At 74.0% G+C, this 16,884-nt stretch carries 18 protein-coding genes; 4 read left to right on the forward strand and 14 right to left on the reverse strand.

The window, feature by feature from the left end; genetic code table 11:
- Nucleotides 1-234 precede the first annotated feature (234 nt).
- The 4 genes from QQK45_RS19125 to QQK45_RS23625 are packed head-to-tail and all read right to left on the reverse strand — an operon-like array spanning nt 235 to nt 6,006.
- A complete protein-coding gene (locus QQK45_RS19125; RefSeq protein ID WP_284294582.1) occupies nt 235-3,591 on the reverse strand; it encodes an error-prone DNA polymerase in 3,357 nt (1,118 codons plus the stop codon).
- Nucleotides 3,588-5,354, reverse strand: coding sequence for a DNA polymerase Y family protein (locus QQK45_RS19130; protein ID WP_348525296.1), 1,767 nt, complete (start codon nt 5,352-5,354; stop codon nt 3,588-3,590). Before QQK45_RS19130 ends, QQK45_RS19125 begins: the two co-directional genes overlap by 4 nt.
- Nucleotides 5,355-5,359: 5 nt before the next feature.
- Nucleotides 5,360-5,650, reverse strand: a complete 291-nt coding sequence (locus tag QQK45_RS19135; protein WP_284294583.1) for a hypothetical protein — start codon at nt 5,648-5,650, stop codon at nt 5,360-5,362.
- The gene (locus QQK45_RS23625) at nt 5,647-6,006 is read right to left on the reverse strand and encodes a hypothetical protein (protein WP_488803265.1); all 360 of its coding nucleotides are present in this window, start codon (nt 6,004-6,006) and stop codon (nt 5,647-5,649) included. Before QQK45_RS23625 ends, QQK45_RS19135 begins: the two co-directional genes overlap by 4 nt.
- Here QQK45_RS23625 and QQK45_RS19145 point away from each other — a divergent pair.
- From QQK45_RS19145 to QQK45_RS19160, 4 genes are all read left to right on the forward strand, one after another.
- Nucleotides 5,980-6,285: a hypothetical protein gene (locus QQK45_RS19145; protein ID WP_284294585.1), complete on the forward strand. Its 306-nt coding sequence runs from the start codon at nt 5,980-5,982 to the stop codon at nt 6,283-6,285. The genes QQK45_RS23625 and QQK45_RS19145 overlap by 27 nt on opposite strands.
- A gap of 146 nt (nt 6,286-6,431) precedes the next feature.
- Complete coding sequence (locus tag QQK45_RS19150) at nt 6,432-6,989, forward strand: YbhB/YbcL family Raf kinase inhibitor-like protein (RefSeq protein ID WP_284294586.1); 558 nt, start codon at nt 6,432-6,434, stop codon at nt 6,987-6,989.
- Nucleotides 6,986-7,597: a YbaK/EbsC family protein gene (locus tag QQK45_RS19155; RefSeq protein WP_284294587.1), complete on the forward strand. Its 612-nt coding sequence runs from the start codon at nt 6,986-6,988 to the stop codon at nt 7,595-7,597. Before QQK45_RS19150 ends, QQK45_RS19155 begins: the two co-directional genes overlap by 4 nt.
- A gap of 55 nt (nt 7,598-7,652) precedes the next feature.
- On the forward strand, nt 7,653-8,360 hold the full coding sequence (locus QQK45_RS19160; protein ID WP_284294588.1) for a DUF1361 domain-containing protein: 708 nt from the start codon (nt 7,653-7,655) through the stop codon (nt 8,358-8,360).
- A 217-nt stretch (nt 8,361-8,577) separates the two neighbouring features.
- Here QQK45_RS19160 and QQK45_RS19165 read toward each other — a convergent pair whose 3' ends face one another.
- From QQK45_RS19165 to QQK45_RS19205, 10 genes are all read right to left on the reverse strand, one after another.
- Nucleotides 8,578-9,333, reverse strand: coding sequence for an alpha/beta fold hydrolase (locus QQK45_RS19165; RefSeq protein WP_431310300.1), 756 nt, complete (start codon nt 9,331-9,333; stop codon nt 8,578-8,580).
- Between the two features lie 85 nt (nt 9,334-9,418).
- Nucleotides 9,419-9,967, reverse strand: coding sequence for a hypothetical protein (locus tag QQK45_RS19170; protein ID WP_284294590.1), 549 nt, complete (start codon nt 9,965-9,967; stop codon nt 9,419-9,421).
- A 114-nt stretch (nt 9,968-10,081) separates the two neighbouring features.
- Nucleotides 10,082-11,230 carry a LysR family transcriptional regulator gene (locus QQK45_RS19175; protein ID WP_284294591.1) on the reverse strand — a complete coding sequence of 383 codons (1,149 nt, stop codon included), beginning with the start codon at nt 11,228-11,230 and terminating at the stop codon, nt 10,082-10,084.
- A 315-nt stretch (nt 11,231-11,545) separates the two neighbouring features.
- Nucleotides 11,546-11,647: an SIP domain-containing protein gene (locus tag QQK45_RS22640; protein WP_348525297.1), complete on the reverse strand. Its 102-nt coding sequence runs from the start codon at nt 11,645-11,647 to the stop codon at nt 11,546-11,548.
- Nucleotides 11,648-11,654: 7 nt separating this feature from the next.
- Nucleotides 11,655-12,521, reverse strand: a complete 867-nt coding sequence (locus QQK45_RS19180; protein WP_348525298.1) for a siderophore-interacting protein — start codon at nt 12,519-12,521, stop codon at nt 11,655-11,657.
- A 137-nt stretch (nt 12,522-12,658) separates the two neighbouring features.
- Nucleotides 12,659-13,231, reverse strand: a complete 573-nt coding sequence (locus QQK45_RS19185) for a FecCD family ABC transporter permease (protein WP_284295111.1) — start codon at nt 13,229-13,231, stop codon at nt 12,659-12,661.
- Nucleotides 13,120-13,674: an iron chelate uptake ABC transporter family permease subunit gene (locus tag QQK45_RS19190; RefSeq protein WP_284294592.1), complete on the reverse strand. Its 555-nt coding sequence runs from the start codon at nt 13,672-13,674 to the stop codon at nt 13,120-13,122. Before QQK45_RS19190 ends, QQK45_RS19185 begins: the two co-directional genes overlap by 112 nt.
- On the reverse strand, nt 13,653-14,804 hold the full coding sequence (locus tag QQK45_RS19195; RefSeq protein WP_284294593.1) for an iron chelate uptake ABC transporter family permease subunit: 1,152 nt from the start codon (nt 14,802-14,804) through the stop codon (nt 13,653-13,655). Before QQK45_RS19195 ends, QQK45_RS19190 begins: the two co-directional genes overlap by 22 nt.
- Nucleotides 14,801-15,826 (reverse strand): ABC transporter substrate-binding protein, encoded by a 1,026-nt coding sequence (locus QQK45_RS19200; protein ID WP_284294594.1) that lies wholly within the window; start codon nt 15,824-15,826, stop codon nt 14,801-14,803. Before QQK45_RS19200 ends, QQK45_RS19195 begins: the two co-directional genes overlap by 4 nt.
- The gene (locus QQK45_RS19205; RefSeq protein WP_284294595.1) at nt 15,826-16,854 is read right to left on the reverse strand and encodes an ABC transporter substrate-binding protein; all 1,029 of its coding nucleotides are present in this window, start codon (nt 16,852-16,854) and stop codon (nt 15,826-15,828) included. Before QQK45_RS19205 ends, QQK45_RS19200 begins: the two co-directional genes overlap by 1 nt.
- Nucleotides 16,855-16,884: the final 30 nt, after the last annotated feature.

Consider the following 16,884-nt stretch of genomic DNA (forward strand, 5'->3'; position numbering starts at 1 on the left):
GCTCGACCGGGTCGGGCTGATCCTGCTCGGCGTGGACGGGTTCCACGTGCTCGGGTTCGTGCTCCTGTCGGTCGGGGTCGCGCTCTACGCGGCGGGGATGTCGTCCGTGCGTGCCGTGAAGCTGACCGTCAAGCTCGGGAGCGCGGGCGACAGCGCCGCCACTGGGACGGAAGAACTCACGGCCATGGGAACGGGAGATCCCTCGGCGGAACGTCCCCCGCCTGACGACGGCGGTCAGTGGAAGTCCCGCGACCGTGAGGGCACCTTCAGCGAGAGCGGGGCGAGGTGCTCGGCGAGGAGGTTCGTGGCGTCGTCGGCGCGCTCGATCTTCCCCCGCACGACGAGCGCGGCGGCCGTCCGCGCGACCTTCTGGAACCGGCGCCACAGGCCCTGCGTGCAGATGACGTTGAGGATCCCGGTCTCGTCCTCGAGCGACAGGAACGTCACGCCCGCGGCCGTGCTGGGCCGCTGCCGGTGCGTGACGACGCCCGCGACCGCGACGCGGCGGTCGCGCTCGTGGACGAGCACGTCCGCGACCCGCAGGACGCCCTGCGCCGCGAGGTGGTCGCGCACGAACTCGGTCGGGTAGGTGTCGACGGACACGCTCGTGGCCCACACGTCGGCGACGGCCGTCTCGACCGGGCTCATGCCCGGCAGCGTCGGCGCCTCGACCCCGGCGGACACCCCGGGGAGCCGACCCGGCCCCTCCTGGGAGAGCGCGCCCGCCGCCCACAGCGCCTCGCGCCGGGTCACGCCGAAGCAGGCGAGCGCCCCGCCGGTCGCGAGCGCCTCGAGCTGGGCAGTGGTCAGCCGGACCCGGCGCGCGAGGTCGCGCAGGTCGGTGAACGGGCCGTGCGCGTCCCGCTCGGCGACGAGCTGCTGCGCGACGTCCGTGCCGACGCCGCGCACCTGGGCGAGCCCGAGCCGGACAGCGAACGGGTGGGCGGAGAAGTCGAACGCTGCACTCTCGACCTCCACCTGAGGGTCAGCGTCTGCACCCTCGACCTCAGGTCGAGCCTTCGGCTCGATCACCGCCTGCACCCCCGACGCGAGCACGTCCGGGCGTCGCACGACCAGGCCGTGCCGCCGCGCGTCGGCGACCAGGGACTGCGGGGAGTAGAAGCCCATCGGCTGCGCCGCGAGCAGCCCCGCGTAGAACGCGGCCGGCCGGTAGACCTTCATCCACGAGCTCGCGTACACGAGGTACGCGAACGAGAACGCGTGCGACTCGGGGAAGCCGAAGTCGGCGAACGCCTTGAGCTTGTCGTAGACCTCCTCGGCGTCCGCGCCGGTGATCCCGTTGCGGGCCATGCCGCTCATCAGGCGGTCGCGCAGCTCCTCCATGCGCCGGGCCGACCGCTTCGAGCCCATCGCCCGGCGCAGCCGGTCCGCCTCGGCGGGCGTGAAGTCGGCGACGTCGATCGCCATCTGCATGAGCTGCTCCTGGAACAGGGGCACGCCCATCGTCCGGCCGAGGGACTTCTCGAGCTTCTCGTGCAGGAACGTCACGGGCTGCCGACCCCGCGACCGCTCGATGTACGGGTGGACGGACTGCCCCTGGATCGGCCCGGGGCGGATCAGCGCGACCTCGACGACGATGTCGTAGAGCTTCCGAGGCTGCAGGCGCGGGAGCGTGGCCATCTGCGCGCGTGACTCGACCTGGAACACGCCCACCGTGTCGGCCGCGCACAGCAGGTCGTAGACGCGCGGGTCCTCCTGCGGCAGGCCGTGCAGCTCGAGCTCCTCCCCCGTGTGCTCGCGGACCTGCTCGAACATGATCCGCAGCGCCGTGAGCATCCCGAGGCCGAGCAGGTCGAACTTCACCAGCCCCGCGTCGGCGCAGTCCTCCTTGTCCCACTGCAGGACCGTGCGGCCCTCCATCCGGGCCCACTCGACCGGGCACACCTCGATGACCGGACGGTCGCACATGACCATGCCGCCCGAGTGGATGCCCAGGTGCCGGGGCAGGCGGAGCATGCGCTCCGCGAGGTCGAGGACGGGGTCCGGGATGCCCGACAGGTCGTCGACCGTGACCCGCGGGGTGCGGTCCCGGCTCCCCCACGGGGTCTCCACGATCTGCCTGCTCCGCAGGCTCCCCCAGCGCTCGATCGACTTGCTCCACGCGTCCTGCTGCCCGACGTCGTACCCGAGCGCGCGGGCGGCGTCGCGCACGGCGGAGCGCGGCCGGTAGGAGATGACGTTCGCGACCTGGGCGGCGTGCCGGCGCCCGAACTTCTCGTAGACGTGCTGGATGACCTCCTCGCGCCGCTCCGACTCGATGTCGACGTCGATGTCGGGCGGGCCGTCGCGCTCGGGGGCGAGGAACCGCTCGAACAGCAGGCCGTGCTGCACCGCGTCGACCGCGGTCACCCCGAGCGCGAAGCAGACGGCGCTGTTGGCCGCCGACCCGCGGCCCTGCGCGAGGATCCCGTGCTCCTTGCAGAACGTCACGATGTCGTAGACGACGAGGAAATAGCCGGGGAAGCCGAGCTGCTCGATGATGCCGAGCTCGTGCTCGATCATCGCGTACGCGCCCTCGATCCGTTCCGCCTCGGGCGGCCCGTACCGGCCCTCCGCACCCAGCCGCACAAGCTCGCGCAGCCAGCTCGCCTCGTCGTGCCCCGGCGGGACCTCGTACGGCGGGAGCTGCGGGGCGAGCAGGTCGAGGTCGAACGCGCACTCGGCCGCGAGCGCCGCGGCGTTGGGGACGGCGTCGGGGCGGTCGCGGTGCAGGGCGAGCATCTCGGCGGCCGAGCGCAGGTGCGCGGCGGGGGCGGCGGGCAGCCAGCCGTCGAGGTCGTCGAGCGAGGAGCGGGCGCGCACGGCTGCGAGCGCCCCCGCGAGGTCGGCGTCGGCGGGGGTCGCGTAGTGCACGCCGCCCGTGGCGACGAGCGGGAGGCCGGCGTCGTCGGCGAGCGCGGCGAGCGCCTCGGCGACCGCGTCGTCGTAGGGGTGCCCGGTCCGGGTCACCTCGACGGCGACGGCGTCGCGGCCGAAGGTGTCCGTGAGCCGGGCCAGCTCGGCCCTCGCGTCGTCGTAGGCGGCCGCGGTCACGACGCCGGGCGCGCCCCGGCGGGACCAGTCCCGGGTGAGGGCGGAGCGGACGGTGCCCTTGCGGCAGCCCGTGAGGACCAGCCACTCGCCGCCCGACCGGTCGGCGAGATCGCCCAGCCGGTAGGTCGCGGCCCCCTTGACCCCCGCCTCGAGGTGGCCCTCGGCGATCGCGGCGGACAGGTTGCGGTAGCCCTGCGTGCTGCGCGCGAGGACGAGCAGGTGCGTGGCCCGGGGGTCGGGGATGCCGGTGGGCGGGTCGAGCACGCCCGTGGACGGGTTGGCGTGGGGGTCGAGCACGCCCGTGGACCGGGCGGCGGCCTGGACGGGCAGGTGCAGCTCGGCCCCGAACACGGTCGGGAGGCCCACCCGGCGGGCGGCCTCGGCGAACTTCACGACCCCGTACAGGCCGTCGTGGTCGGTGAGCGCGAGCCCGCTGAGGCCGAGGCGGTGCGCCTCGCCGACGAGCTCGGCGGGCTGGTTCGCACCGTCGAGGAAGCTGTAGGCGGAGTGGGCGTGCAGCTCGGCGTACTCAGTCATACAGGGCCTCCAGCCGCCAGCAGGTCGTGCCCTCGTCGCTCGCGCCCGCCCCCACGCCCACGCCCGCGTCCACGTCCACGTCCGCGGTCAGCGTCCCGGCGAGCAGCGCCGCGCGGCCGTCGTCGAGCACGACCTGCAGCCAGGCGCCGCGCCGCGCGGCAGGCGACCACCAGCGCTCGTCGAGCACCCACGGCCCCGCCCACTGGTGGACGGCCTGCTCGCGACGCTCGACCGGCTCGCCCTGAGGAGAGACGCCGACCGGCCGGACGAGGATCGCGGGCGGCGCGTCGAGCCTTCCGCGCGCGTCGACGCCCACCGGCTTCCGGCCGGGGTCGAGCAGGACGACGTCGACGGGCTCGGCGAGCACGCTCGCGGGCGACGGCGCGGGCAGGGCACCCGGCCAGGGTCGGTCGGCGGGACGGGCGGGGGCGCGGCGTCGCCCCACGGCGCGACCTGGACGCGTTCGCGGGCGTCACGGCCGCCCTGGAGCCGAACCCCGAGCACCTGCTCCCCGCCGAGCAGGCCCTGGACGCGTTCGAGCGCGCGACGGGCGCGGGCGTCCTGCCCGCTCGACGCCCCCACAGTCCGCCCTGGTGCGCGCCGGCGCGCACGACCTCCTCGGCCGTGAGCCCGAGGAAGACGATCGGGGCGGGCCGCGGCTCGACGTCGTCCGGGCCGGCGCTGCCGGACCGGCCGCGGCGACGCGGGCGCCGGGCCAGCGCCGCGGACGTGAGCCAGCCCTCGAGCTGCCAGCGCACCCGGTCGGTCAGGCGCGAGGCGGACAGCCCGCCGATCGCCTCGTCGTCGCAGCGCCAGGCGCGCACGAGCTCGGCGGGCGTGCCGTCCACCGGGTCGACCGCGCGAGCCTCGATGCGCAGGCGCCCGCACGTGACCCCGCGCCGGACCAGCAGCTCGTACAGCTCCTCGGCGAGCGACCGGGCGACGAACGCGGCCGTGTCGACGCGCTCGGCGGGAGGGTCGAGCTCGCGGCCGACCGCGAGGTCCGGCTCGATGCGGCGCCGCGCGGCCGGGCGCAGGTCCTCGCCCCGGGCGAGCCGGTGCGCCCAGGCGCCCAGCACCCCGAACCGGGTCTCGACGTCGGACGCGGGCAGGGCGCGCAGGTCGGCGAACGTGCGCAGACCGAGCCGCCCCCACAGGTCGACGAGGTCGGCGACGTCGCCCGCGGAGCCGGGCACGGTCGCCGCGTGCAGGAGGTCGCCGAGCGGGCGCGGGTCGGTGAACGCGCGCGCCTCACCGCGCGGCACGACCCGCTGCTCGCGGGCCGCGAGGACGGCGGCGAGGATGCCGTCCGCGACGCCCACGTGGCACTCGTGCCCGGTGCGCTGCGCGACGGCGCCGGTGAGCGCCTCCGCGAGACCCTCCTCCGATCCGTGGTAGCGGGCCGGCCCGTCGGCGGGCAGCAGGAGCAGGCCGGGCCGGGCGACCTCGAGGCCGGCGACGACGGTCTCCGCCGCCGCGGCGACGGGCTCGAACTCGCGCACGTCGCGGACGTCGTCGGCGGCGAGGAGAACCAGCTCGGGGCACGCCTGCTGGGCCTGGCGGCGGCGCATGCCGCGGCGCACGCCCTGGGCGCGGGCGAGCGCGGACGCGGCGAGGATCCCGTGCTGGTCGTGCACCGCCGCGGGCCGGTCGGCGGTCAGCCCGGCCGCGGTCAGCGCGGCGAGGACGGGCCAGTCGGGCACCCACACGACGGCGGTCCGGGCAGGGGCGGTCCGGGCGAGGGCCTCGGCGGTGCCGGTCACGCCGCTCACCCCACGAGCCGCAGGTCGGGACGGCCCGGGCGCCTCGGCGCGGGGGCGGCGTCGGGCACGGCGACGGGACCGGGCTCGGCCGGGGCCGCGTCGCGGAACGACGCCGTCGCCCGGGAACCCAGCGGGAGCTCGACCTCGAAGCGGCCCGGTGTGCACCCGGCCCGCCCGGTCCGCTCGACGACGACGCGCTGCCGGCGCAGCCAGCCCGACCCGGCGCTCGCCCCGGACCAGCCCGCGGGGGCGGCGTCGAGCACGACGTGGGCGCCGGGCCACGCGGTGGCGGTCACGAGCACCGTCCCCGCTCGCGGGCGCGGGCCTGCAGGCGTCGACGGTCGGGGTCGCTGAGCGCGGCCCCCGGCCCGACGACCACGACGTCCATGCCGTCGAGGAGCGCCGCGACGGCCAGCGGGGCGTCCAGGCCGGGGTCGGGCACGAGCGCCAGGCGATCCAGGTCCACCCCGGCCTCGGCGGCCGCCACGAGCCCGAGCGCGGGCAGCCCGACGACGGCGGCCCAGGCCCCGTCTGCGGACGCCCGTGCGAGCAGCGCCAGCAGGAGCGAGCGCGAGCCCGTGACGGCGACGGTGCGGCCGCGGCGCAGGACACCGCCGGGCAGCAGGTGTCGGACCTCCGCGGCGACGGGCAGGTCGGCACCGGGTTCGGCGGCACGGTGCTCGACGGCACGACGTTCGACATCCGGCTGCTCGACACCTGGCTCGACCGGTTCGGGGTCTGCTGCGGCTCCGCCCAGGTGCGCACCCAGTCCCGCTCGACGGCGGCGCGCCGCACGCCGGTGCGCTGCTCGGCGTTCGCCAGGACGGCCCGGGCGATGGCGGCACGATCGACGGCGGGACGATCGACGGTCCGGGCGGTCGCTGGACCGGAAGCGTCGACGAGGGTCATCGCGCCTCCTGGGTGGTGCTAGCGGTGCTGGTGGTGCAGCTCGACGGTGTTCGAACACCTGTTCGAACAGTCCCAGTCAACGCCCTTCCTCGGTGCGCCGTCAACCGGAGGCGCGGTGAGGGCGGCACACCGGGTGCGATCCGCCCGCCGTGTCCCACAATGGGCCTCATGGACCTCACCCGACCCGTCCCACCCGACCCCTACACGCTGCTCCCGCAGGTCCCGTCGTTCACACTGACGAGCACCGACGTCACCGAGGGCGCCCCGATCGACCCGCGGTTCACCGTCGACGGCGAGAACCTCTCCCCCGCGTTGTCCTGGTCGGGGTTCCCCGAGGGCACGCGCTCGTTCGTGGTGAACCTGTTCGACCCCGACGCGCCCACGCCCGCCGGCTACTGGCACTGGACGCTGGTCGACGTGCCCGCCTCGGTGACCTCGCTCGCCACCGGCGCCGCGACCACGACCGGGCCGGCCTCGCTGCTGGCACTGCCGGACGGCGCGTTCCAGGTCGCGAGCGACGGCGGCACCGACGGCTACGAGGGCGCGGGCCCGCCGCCCGGCGACCGCGCGCACCGGTACGTCTTCGCGGTCCACGCGCTCGACGTCGAGCACCTGGGCGTCGACTCGTCCGCGAGCGCGACCGCGGTGGCGTTCAACGCGCTCTTCCACACGCTCGCGCGCGCCACCCTGACCGCGACCTACGCCCGGCCGGGGGCGGACGCGTGAACGAGGCCGCACCTGCGCCGTCGGGCACCGTGGACCCGTCGGCGCTCCAGGTCGGCACGCTGACCTGGGAGCCCGCGCTCGCCCACCCCGACCTCGTCGCACCCTCGGTCCGCGCGGCGCTCGTCCGCTGGGCCGACTCGGCGCCCGAGGTCGCCGAGCTGGTGGTCTGCGCCGAGATCGACCCCGCCAACGCGGACACCGACGAGATGACCGCCGCGTACGAGATCCCGTTCGAGCTGTCCGCGAACTGCGTGCTCGTCGCCGGGCGACGCGCGGGCGACGAGCGCGTCGCGGCTGCCGTCGTGCGCGCGACCACCCGGGCGGACGTCAACGGCCGGGTCAAGGCGCTGCTCGACGTCCGCAAGGCGTCGTTCCTGCCGATGGAGCGCGCGGTCGCGGAGTCCGGCATGGAGTACGGGGGCATCACGCCGATCGGCCTGCCGGACGACTGGCGCGTGCTGGTCGACCCGCTCGTCGTGGCCGAGGGCTCGGTCGCGTGCATCGGCTCCGGGGTCCGCCGCTCGAAGCTCGTCCTGCCCGGGGCGCTGCTGGCGACGCTGCCCGGCGTCGAGGTCGTACCCGGGCTCGCGCTGCCCCGCGCGTCGTGAGCGGATCGGGCCCGGCCGCGGCAACGAGCGGGCCACGCGGGCGCGAGGGGCGCCTGTGCTGACCTCGCTCGTCCTCGGAGCGGTCGGGATGAACGTCCTCGCCCTGGCCCTCGTGCTCGCACGGGCCCCCGCCTTCCGGACACGCCTGTACCGCCCGATGCTGCTCAACCTCGCCCTGTCTGCGGCCCCGCTCGGCGTGCTCGTGGTCACGGTCCTCGCCATGGCGGTCGCCGTCTCGCTCAACCACAAGGGCGTGGCGGTCGCAGTCGGCGCGGTCCTCGGCCTCGTCTGGCTCCTTCTCCTGCCCAACTCCGGCTACCTCGTGACCGAGCTCAACCTGTCGCACCGCAAGGACGGCGAGGACGTGCCGCTGTGGTATGACATCGTGCTCGTCGTCTCGCTCGCGATGTCCGGCGTCCTCAACACGGTGCTCGCGGTCTTCGTCGTGCAGCTCGGGTACGTCCTCGCCCGGTACGGGGACACCGCCCTGCCGCTCGAGCACGGCGATTCGCACGCGCTCGCCGTCGTGATCCTGCTGCTCGTCGCGCTCGGCATGTACCTGGGCCGGTACGTGCGGCTCAACAGCTGGGACGTGCGTCACCCCACCTCGCTGGTGCGCAAGGTCACCGGGCACGCGCGGGAGGTCGGCGTGTGGCAGCCGGTCGTGTTCACGGTGCTGTACGGGGCGTTCTTCGCGCTCATGTACCTCGTCGTCGTGGGTCCCGTGATCGCCGGGCTCGTCGCGCTGGAGCAGCGCGGCTGAGCCCGGCGACCGGGGCGCTCCGCTAGCCTGCCTCGATGAGACTCGCGGCTCTTCGGCGATCCGTCATCGCCGGAGCCCGCCGGCCAGCGCATTCCTGTTCTGCCTGTTCGACCTCCCTGTGGCCACGCTGGCGAGCCGAAGGCGGTGATCGATAGCGTGCGGCTCCTCCACCTCAGCCACGGGCATGTCTTGCTCCGCGCTCTCGACGGTACTGCGGTCAACCTTGGATGAAGTCGAGGATGTCCTGGTCGAGTTGCTGTTGGTAGTCGCCGTGGATGCCGTGGGATGCACCGGGGTAGACCTTGAGGGTGCCGTCGGAGACGAGCTCGATGGACTTCTTGGCGGCGTCGTCGATCGGCACGATCTGGTCGTCGTCGCCTTGGGCGATGAGGATCGGCACGTCCAGGGCTTTGAGGTCTTCGCTCTGGTCGGTCTCGGAGAAGGCTTTGACGCAGTCGTAGGCGGCGGCGAGGTTCACGAGCATCCCTTGGCGCCAGAAGTCGTCGATGAGCCCATGGGAGACGGCGGCGCCCTCGCGGTTGAAGCCGAAAAACGGGAGCGCGAGCTCCTTCCAGAACTGCGAGCGGTCCCTCAGCACGTTGGCGCGGATATCGTCGAACACCTCGATGGGCAGGCCGTCCGGGTTGCTCTCGGACTTGACCATGATCGGTGTAACGGCTCCCGCGGTCACGACCTTGGTGACGCGGCCAGCACCGTGCTGCGCGGCGTATCGCACGACCTCGCCACCACCCGTGGAGTGGCCGACGACGACAAGGTCGTGCAGATCGAGAGTCTCGACCAGCGTGGCGAGGTCGCTCGCGTAGGTATCCATGTCATTTCCGGCATACGTCTTCGAGGACCGGCCGTGCCCGCGGCGGTCGTGGGCGATGACGCGGAAGCCCGCGTCGGCGAAGACCTTCAGCTCGACCTGCCAAGCATCCGACGACAGGGGCCAACCGTGGCTGAGGAGCACGGGCCGACCGGCGCCATGCTCGGTGTAGTAGATCTCGGTCCCGTCCGACGTGGTGATGTAGGGCATCCCATGCCTCCTCTTCCTGTCAGCCTGCGTCGCGTGCCGCGCGGGCGATGCTCTCGGCGTAGAGCGGCGTCTCGAGGTGGTTGTGGGCGCCCGATGCGTCCTGACGAGCGGACGCGGCCTCGTCGAACGTCTGCCCCTGCTCCTGGATGAAGTCGAGGAAGTCCACGGTCGGATGCGACACCACCGAGTTGTGATAGCGGGCCCTGGTGTCGCTGATCCTCTCCATGCGGAGGTCCCAGACGACCTGCTGGGTGGTCCAGCCGTGCGGCGTCAGCACGTCGGAGACGGAGACCATGTGGCAATGGTGGGCCTCAGCGAGCTCGTAGCGGTACTGCTGCACGACAAGGCTCGTGCCGATCATCTCGACGTTGATCGACATCGGGGTGCCATCGTCGTCCACGGTGTAGCCAGCTGCCTTGTGGTCTCCGGGCGCGCAGCGCTGGTGCTCATGGGTGGGGAGGCTCTTCAGCCAGGCAGCGATGTCGATCCGATCCCAGGGGGCGTCGACCTCGTGCGTGACAGTGAGAGACGAGAGGATGAGGTCCTCGCGGACAGCGGAACGTGCCATGCCGAGCCTCCAGCCGGGGTGGCCTCCGCCGATCGGAGGCGACTGCACGGCATCGTCACCTCCGGGACCGCACAGCGTCCAATACCGATTCCCTGGGGTACCGATAGCCCCTTCCTATGCGTTCCGACGCCTGGGCAGATGCTCGGAGGGGACGGTACCGGGGACCGCGTCGACGGTGGCGACCCAGGCATCGAGGAACGCGCCGAGCGCGGCGCTCGGGCGCGGGACCGTGCGCCAGACCAGAATCTTGGAGTAGCGGATGGGCGGCACGGTCCGCAGCACCGTCACGCCGCTCGCGTGCCGGATTGCTGGATCGGATCCGGCGACGAGCGCGATCCCCACGTCCCGGCGTGCGAGGGCGAGGTTCAGCGGGACGTCTCGGGTCGCGTACGAGACGTTGGGGGCGCAGCCGGCGGCCTCGAACGCCTCGGCGATGAGGGGGCGCAGCCGGCTGTCGGACCCGTAGGTGATCAGCGGATGCCGGGCGAGCTCCGAGAGAGGCAGCTCCAGGAGCGCCGAGAGGTGACTGAGCTCGGAGACGATGGCGACGATCTCGTCGTCAAGGAGCGGATGCGAACCGAGAGCCGCCGGAAGCGGATCAGCGGGCCTCGCGACGACGGCGGCGTCGAGTCCCCCGCGCTCGACGCTGGCGAGGAGGGGAAGAGTTGTCCCCCCGACAAGCTCGACCCGCACCTCCGGGAAGCGTTCGTGGAAGAGCGCGAGCAGGTCGGGCACGGCCGTCTCCTCCACGCCCGACACGGTCCCGAGTCGAAGTTCGCCCTGCAGCAAGGCCGATCGCCTGAAGAACTCCGTACGCGCGGCCGCGACCACCGCGAGGCACTCCCGAGCGTAGGGCAGGAGCGCCTCACCTCCGCGCGTCAAGCGCACCCCGGCCGAGCCGCGCTCGAAGAGCGGCTCGCCGAGCTCGCCCTCCAACGCCCGCATCTGCTGACTGATCGACGGCTGCGAGACGTACATCCGGAACGCCGCACGGGTGAAGGACCGCTCCTCTGCCACTGCGACGAAGTACTCCAGCGCTCTCAGATCCATGTCAAGACGGTAGAGGACCCTCCGTGGTTCAGAAAGCAAGCGGACGCTCGGTCGAGGGGACAGCGTCGTGCGGCGCCTCCTCGTTGAGACGATTGGGGTGATGCCCACCGCGGTGACGATGACTGTGAGACTCGCGGTTGCAACCTGGTGGCGCTGGTGTCGGTCGGTGGCCTGGGGCGCGACCCAGAGTGTGACTGGCTTCGCACCCTCCAAACGACATGCCGCCACCGCCTCAACCGGTCCGGGGACCGACAGCTCAACCGCGCCATGCACGTCATGGCTGACCCGCTCCCGCCACGACCCATGCACCCGCAGCGACATCACCCGGCGCCGCGCCCAGAGGACGACCGACCCGCGAGGTCCGCCGCTGCCTCAAGCGCTACATCACCCGCGACCTGTTCCGCCAGCTCGAACACGACCCAACCCGTCGCTTGACAGAACATAGGAGCGTCGCCGTGGGGGGCGGGGCGGCGCTGTCGTCGACGCTCGGGTCGAATCGGCCTCGAGCTTTCATGCCGGGACGTGCCGTCACATCTCGGCGCGGCCGAGCCTCCAGTAGCCCATGAACGCGACGGCCTTGCGGTCGATCCCGCAGTCGCGGACGAGGTGGCGACGCAGCGTCCGGATCACCGACGCCTCACCGGCGAGCCAGGCGTACAGCGGGGCGGTCGGCGCGAGCGGCGAGCCGGCGTCGTCGACGGGAACCTCCCACAGGAGCTCGCCGTCGATGTCGACCTCCGGGGCTCCTCGCCGCCGCGGCAGCCGTCGAGGATGCGGGCGGACGCGGCCTGCACGAGCGGGACGAGGCGCTCGCCGTGGGGGCGCCGTCGCGCACGACCCAGGTGAGCGTGACGCCGGTGGGCACGACGAGATCGAGCACGTCGTCGGCGCAGGGCACCTCGAGGAGGACCTCGCCCTTCACGGCGTGGCCGTCCGCGGCGCGGGTCGCGAGATGCTCGAGGATCGCCGAGACGGCGGGCGTGGCCGTCTCGTCGCCGACCACGAGGAAGGTGTCGGCGCCGGCGCCCGGCGTGAACTCGATACCGCCGTACGGGCCGCCGTGGCGGCCGTTCGGACCCATCACCACGACCTGGTCACCGGGCCGGGCCGCGAGCGCCCACCGGGCGGCGGGGCCGGTCTCGCCGTGGAGGGCGAAGTCGACGTCGACCTCGGCCGGGAGGCCGGGGATGCCGCCACGGACGGACCGCACGGTGTAGGTGCGCAGGACGCAGCGGTGCTCCTCGGGCAGGGCCCGCCAGGCGGTGTACCAGTCGCCGCCGCGCACCAGGTGACCGTACCCGCCCTCGGCGGCGGGCAGGACGAGCTTGATGCGCTGGTCGAGGCCGCCGGAGGCGAAGTCGTCGAGGTCGTCTCCGACGAACGTGACGCGCAGGAACGTGGGGCTCAGGCGCTCGACGCGGGCGACGGTGACGTCGTAGAGCCGCCACGGCTCGGGACGGGTGTCGGCGACGACGTCGGGCCGGGTGGCGGTGTCGACGCTCATCGGGCGGTGCCCTCGGCGTGCTGCGCCACCGTGTGCTCCTGGGTCATGTAGGTGAGCCTAACCTGTGGTTGCCGGTATTACGCAAGACAGTCGGCGCGAAAATGCGGTGTGGACCGGGTCACACCCGGGCCCGTCCCTCAGTGCGCCGCGCGCGTGCGCCACAGCAGCCAGACGAAGTACGGCGCCCCGACCAGCGCGGTCACGAGCCCGGCCGCGAGCTGCGAGGGCGCAATGACGGTCCGGCCGATGGTGTCGGCGACGCTCACGAGCAGGGCACCGAGGCCGACGGCCACGGGCAGGACGAGCCGGTTCCGGGCGCCGACGAGCGCCCGCGCGGCGTGCGGCGCGACGAGACCGACGAACCCGAGCGCCCCGACGGCGCACGCGGCGGCCGCGGTCAGGACGGCAGCGAGCACGAGGTAGCCGAGCCGCAGCCGGTCCAGGGACACGCCCAGGACGCGCGGCACGTCCTCGTCGAGCGCCACGAGGTCGAGGCTGCGCGCGCCCGCGAGGGCGAGGGGCAGGCCGACGACGAGGCAGATCGCGACCGGCACGAGCTGGTCGAGCGTGCGCCCGTACGTCGAGCCGGACAGCCAGGTCAGGGCGAGGCTCGTGTTCCACGGCGACGCCCCGAGCACGATGAGCGTGGTGATCGCGCCCGCGGCGGCGCTGACCCCGACGCCGATGAGGACGAGCCGGTCGGACGACAGCCCGCGCCCCCGCCCTTCCCCGAGCGTCTCCCGGCCGCGAGCCGGTACACGAGGGCGAACGTCGCGAGCGCGGCGAGGGTCGCGGCCCCCATGACGGGCCAGATCCCGACGCCGGGCACGAGCAGCACGACGGCGACCGCCCCCACGCTCGCGCCGGGCGTGACGCCGAGGAGGCTGGGCTCCGCGAGCGGGTTGCGGCACACGGCCTGGACGATCGCGCCCGCGAGCGCCAGCGCGCCGCCGCCCAGCAGGGCCGCGAGAACCCGCGGCCAGCGCTGCTGCAGGACGAACGTGACCTCGTCCCCGGCGACGCCGCGCCACCAGTTCGTCACGTCCCCCAGGAGCACGACGCGGTCGCCCAGCAGGAGGGCGACGACGAACGCGGCGACGAGGGCCACCACGAGCACGACGGCGACGCCGATCACCCAGGCCCGGGAGCGCACCGCTCCCCGGCGCCGCGCGTCGTGCTCGCGGCGGCAGGTCCGCCGTCGCGCAGCCGCCGGGCGAGCCACACGAGCAGGCTCGCGCCGAACAGGGTCGTGACGACGCCCGTGGGGACGGAGATGGAGACGTCCGCCGGGACGACGATCCGCAGGACGACGTCCGCGGCGACTACGACGAGCGCCCCGACGAGGCCGGCGAAGGGCAGGAGGAGCAGGTGGCGGCCGAGACCGGGCACGCGGCGTGCGACGAGGCGCGCCACGACGGGCGCGCCGAGGCCCACGAACCCCATCGGGCCGGTCACGGTCACGGCCGCGGCGGACAGGAGCACCGCGAGGACGATCGAGACGACGCGCGTGCGGCGCACGTCGACGCCGAGGACGGTCGCGGTGTCGTCGCCGAGGCCGAGCACGTCGAGGCGGTGCGCGAGCACGAGCGTGGCGGCGACGCCGATGCCGACGATCGGTGCCGCGAGCGCGACCTGGTGCGTGCCGGACTGCACGGTCGTGCCGGAGCCCCACGCGAACAGACCCGTGGTCTTCTCCTGGAAGAGCATGAGCAGGACCGTGGTCAGCGCGTCGAGCGCGAGCGCGACGGCCGAGCCGGCCAGGATCAGCCGGGTCGGCCCGCCGGCGCCGCCGCGCGCGACCGCGAGGACGAGCCCCGCGGCGGCCATCCCGCCGACGAACGCGACGAGCCCGTTCGCGAAGAACGGCAGCGCCAGCCCGAACGCGGCGACCGCGACGACCGACACGTACGCGCCCGCGTTGACGGCGAGCGTGTCCGGCGACGCGAGCGGGTTGCGCGCGACCGACTGCAGCACGGTGCCGGCGACGCCGAGCGCCAGCCCGACGAGCAGACCGGCCAGCAGCCGTGGGACGCGGCTGGAGACGAGGACCGCGACCGCCTGCTGCCGGGCGCCGTCGTCCGATGCCCAGGGCCACACCGCCCGCAAGAGCTCGCCCACGCTCAGGTGGGCGGTGCCCTGGGTCAGGTGCCACGCCGACAGGACGGCGAGCAGGACGAGCCCGGCGACGAACACGCCCGCGACCCCCAGGACGCGACGCCCCCGCACGGGCCCCTCGGGGGCCGGGGCGACCAGGGGGCGCGGCTCGGCGGTGGTCGCGCTCACGCGCCGGACCCCGTCACGGCGGCCACGACCGCGTCGACGTACGCGACCGCGGAGGTCGGGCCGCCGAACATCCAGATCCCGTCGGGGATGCGCTGGACGTTCCCGGCGGCCACGAACGGGAGCTGCTTCCAGACCTTGTTGTCCTTCAGCCCGGTCGCGAACGGGTCGCCGCCGTCGGCGTCGTTCGCGACGTAGAGGAAGGTCGTGCCCGGGTCGGTGACCTTCGTGAGGCCCTCGACGTCGGTCGTGGCGAGGCCGTAGTCCTTGTCGCCGCCGGTCGTCCACCGGTTCGTCAGGCCGAGGTCCGCGGCGACCGCACCGAAGAACGAGCCCGGGGTGTACATCCGGACGGACACGGTGCCGTTCTCGAGCCAGCCGTCGGCCATGGTGAACGATGCGGCGGCCTTGCCGGCGGCGTCGAGCGCCTCCTTGCCGGAGGCGATCTTCGCGTCGTACGCGGCGAGCACCTGCTCCGCCCGGTCCGCGGTGCCGGTCGCCTGCCCGAGCGTGGTGATCGTGCGGCGCATGTACGCGACGGGGTCGCTCGCGTCCGAGCCACGCAGCACGAGCACGGGAACCCGCTTGGCGAGCTGCGCAGTGACCCCGGCGGGCAGGTCCGTGCTCGCGACGACGAGGTCCGGGTGCAGCGCCGCGACCGCCTCGACGTTCGGCTCGACGGTCTCGCCCACGTCCGCCGTCGACGACGGCACGGGCGCGACCGTGTCCCAGTCCCCGTAGCCCTTCGGGTCGGCCATGCCCACAGGCGTGACCCCCAGCGCGAGGACGTCCTCCGTGAAGCCCCACTCGAGCGTCACGACCCGCTGCGCGGGCGCGTCGAGCGCCACCTTCCCCCGCTCGCCCTGCACGGTGACCGGGCCCGACGACGGCGCCGCGGTCGTGGCACCGGGCGTCGTCGCCGCGTCGGACGGCGCCTCGGTGGTGCCGCACGCCGCGAGGGCGACGGCCGTCGCCAGGCCGGCGACCGCGACGAGGGCCGACCGCGCCCCGCGGCGTGCGCGCATCAGCTCAGCGCGTCGACGACGGCGTCGACGTAGCGCTCGGCCGACAGCGGGCCACCGAACATCCAGATCCCGTCGGGGATGCGCGTCACGTTCCCGGCCTCGACGAACGGGAGCTGCTTCCAGACCTTGTTGTCCTTCAGTCCGGTGGCGAACGGGTCGCCGCCGTCGTCGTCGCTCGCCGCGTACAGGAACTCCGTGTCGGCGTCGGTGATCTTGGTCAGGCCCTCGACGTCGGTGGTCGCGAGGCCGTAGTCCTTGTCGCCGCCGGTGGTCCACTGGTTCTTCAGGCCGAGCTCCTCCGCGATCCCGCCGAGGAACGAGCCGGGCGTGTACAGGCGGACCGAGACGGTGCCGTTGTCGATCCAGCCGTCGGCCATGACGAACGGGGCGCCGGTCTTGCCGGCCTCGTCCAGGTCGGCCTTGGCCGTGTCGACCTTGGCGTCGAAGTCCGCGAGGACCTTCTCGCCCTGGGCCTGCGTGCCCGTGACCTGCGCGAGCGTCGTGACGGTGCGGCGCATGTAGCCGATCGGGTCGGACCCGTCGGAGCCGCGCAGCGCGAGCACCGGGACCTTCTTCGCGATCTGCTTGATGACGTTCTCCGGCAGGTCCGTCGTGGTGACCACGAGGTCCGGGTGGAGCGCGACGATCGCGTCGAGGCTCGGCTCGCCACGCGTGCCGACGTCGGGCGTCGAGGCGTCGATCGGGGCGGACGTGTCCCACGTGTTGTAGCCCTTGACGTCGGCCTCCCCGATCGGCTTCACGCCCAGCGCGACGAGGTTCTCGGTCAGGCCCCACTCGAGCGAGACGACCTTGGTCGCGGGCGCGTCGAGGTGGACCGTGCCGCGCTCGTCGGTCACGTCGACGGGGCCGCTCGCGACCGTCGCGGTGTCGGTCGGGGACCCGGCCGCGTCGGCGGGGTCCTCGGTCGTGCCGCACGCGGCCAGGGCGAGCGCGACGAGCGTCGCGGACGCGACGGTCGCGGCCGCGAGGACGCGGCGGCGGGCGGGACGGCGGGAGATCGGAGACACGGTGGTCCTTCGGTCGTGGTGCGGTGGGAT

The organism is Luteimicrobium album (assembly GCF_030161555.1).
Classification (GTDB): Bacteria; Actinomycetota; Actinomycetes; order Actinomycetales; family Cellulomonadaceae; genus Luteimicrobium; species Luteimicrobium album.

Bases quoted from the DNA above. Each gene is read 5' to 3' on its own strand.
- QQK45_RS19125 (WP_284294582.1), bottom strand. From the start codon at position 3,591: ATGACTGAGTACGCCGAGCTGCACGCCCACTCCGCCTACAGCTTCCTC.
- QQK45_RS19150 (WP_284294586.1), top strand. From the start codon at position 6,432: ATGGACCTCACCCGACCCGTCCCACCCGACCCCTACACGCTGCTCCCG.
- QQK45_RS19170 (WP_284294590.1), bottom strand. From the start codon at position 9,967: ATGGCACGTTCCGCTGTCCGCGAGGACCTCATCCTCTCGTCTCTCACT.
- QQK45_RS19180 (WP_348525298.1), bottom strand. From the start codon at position 12,521: ATGAGCGTCGACACCGCCACCCGGCCCGACGTCGTCGCCGACACCCGT.
- QQK45_RS19200 (WP_284294594.1), bottom strand. From the start codon at position 15,826: ATGCGCGCACGCCGCGGGGCGCGGTCGGCCCTCGTCGCGGTCGCCGGC.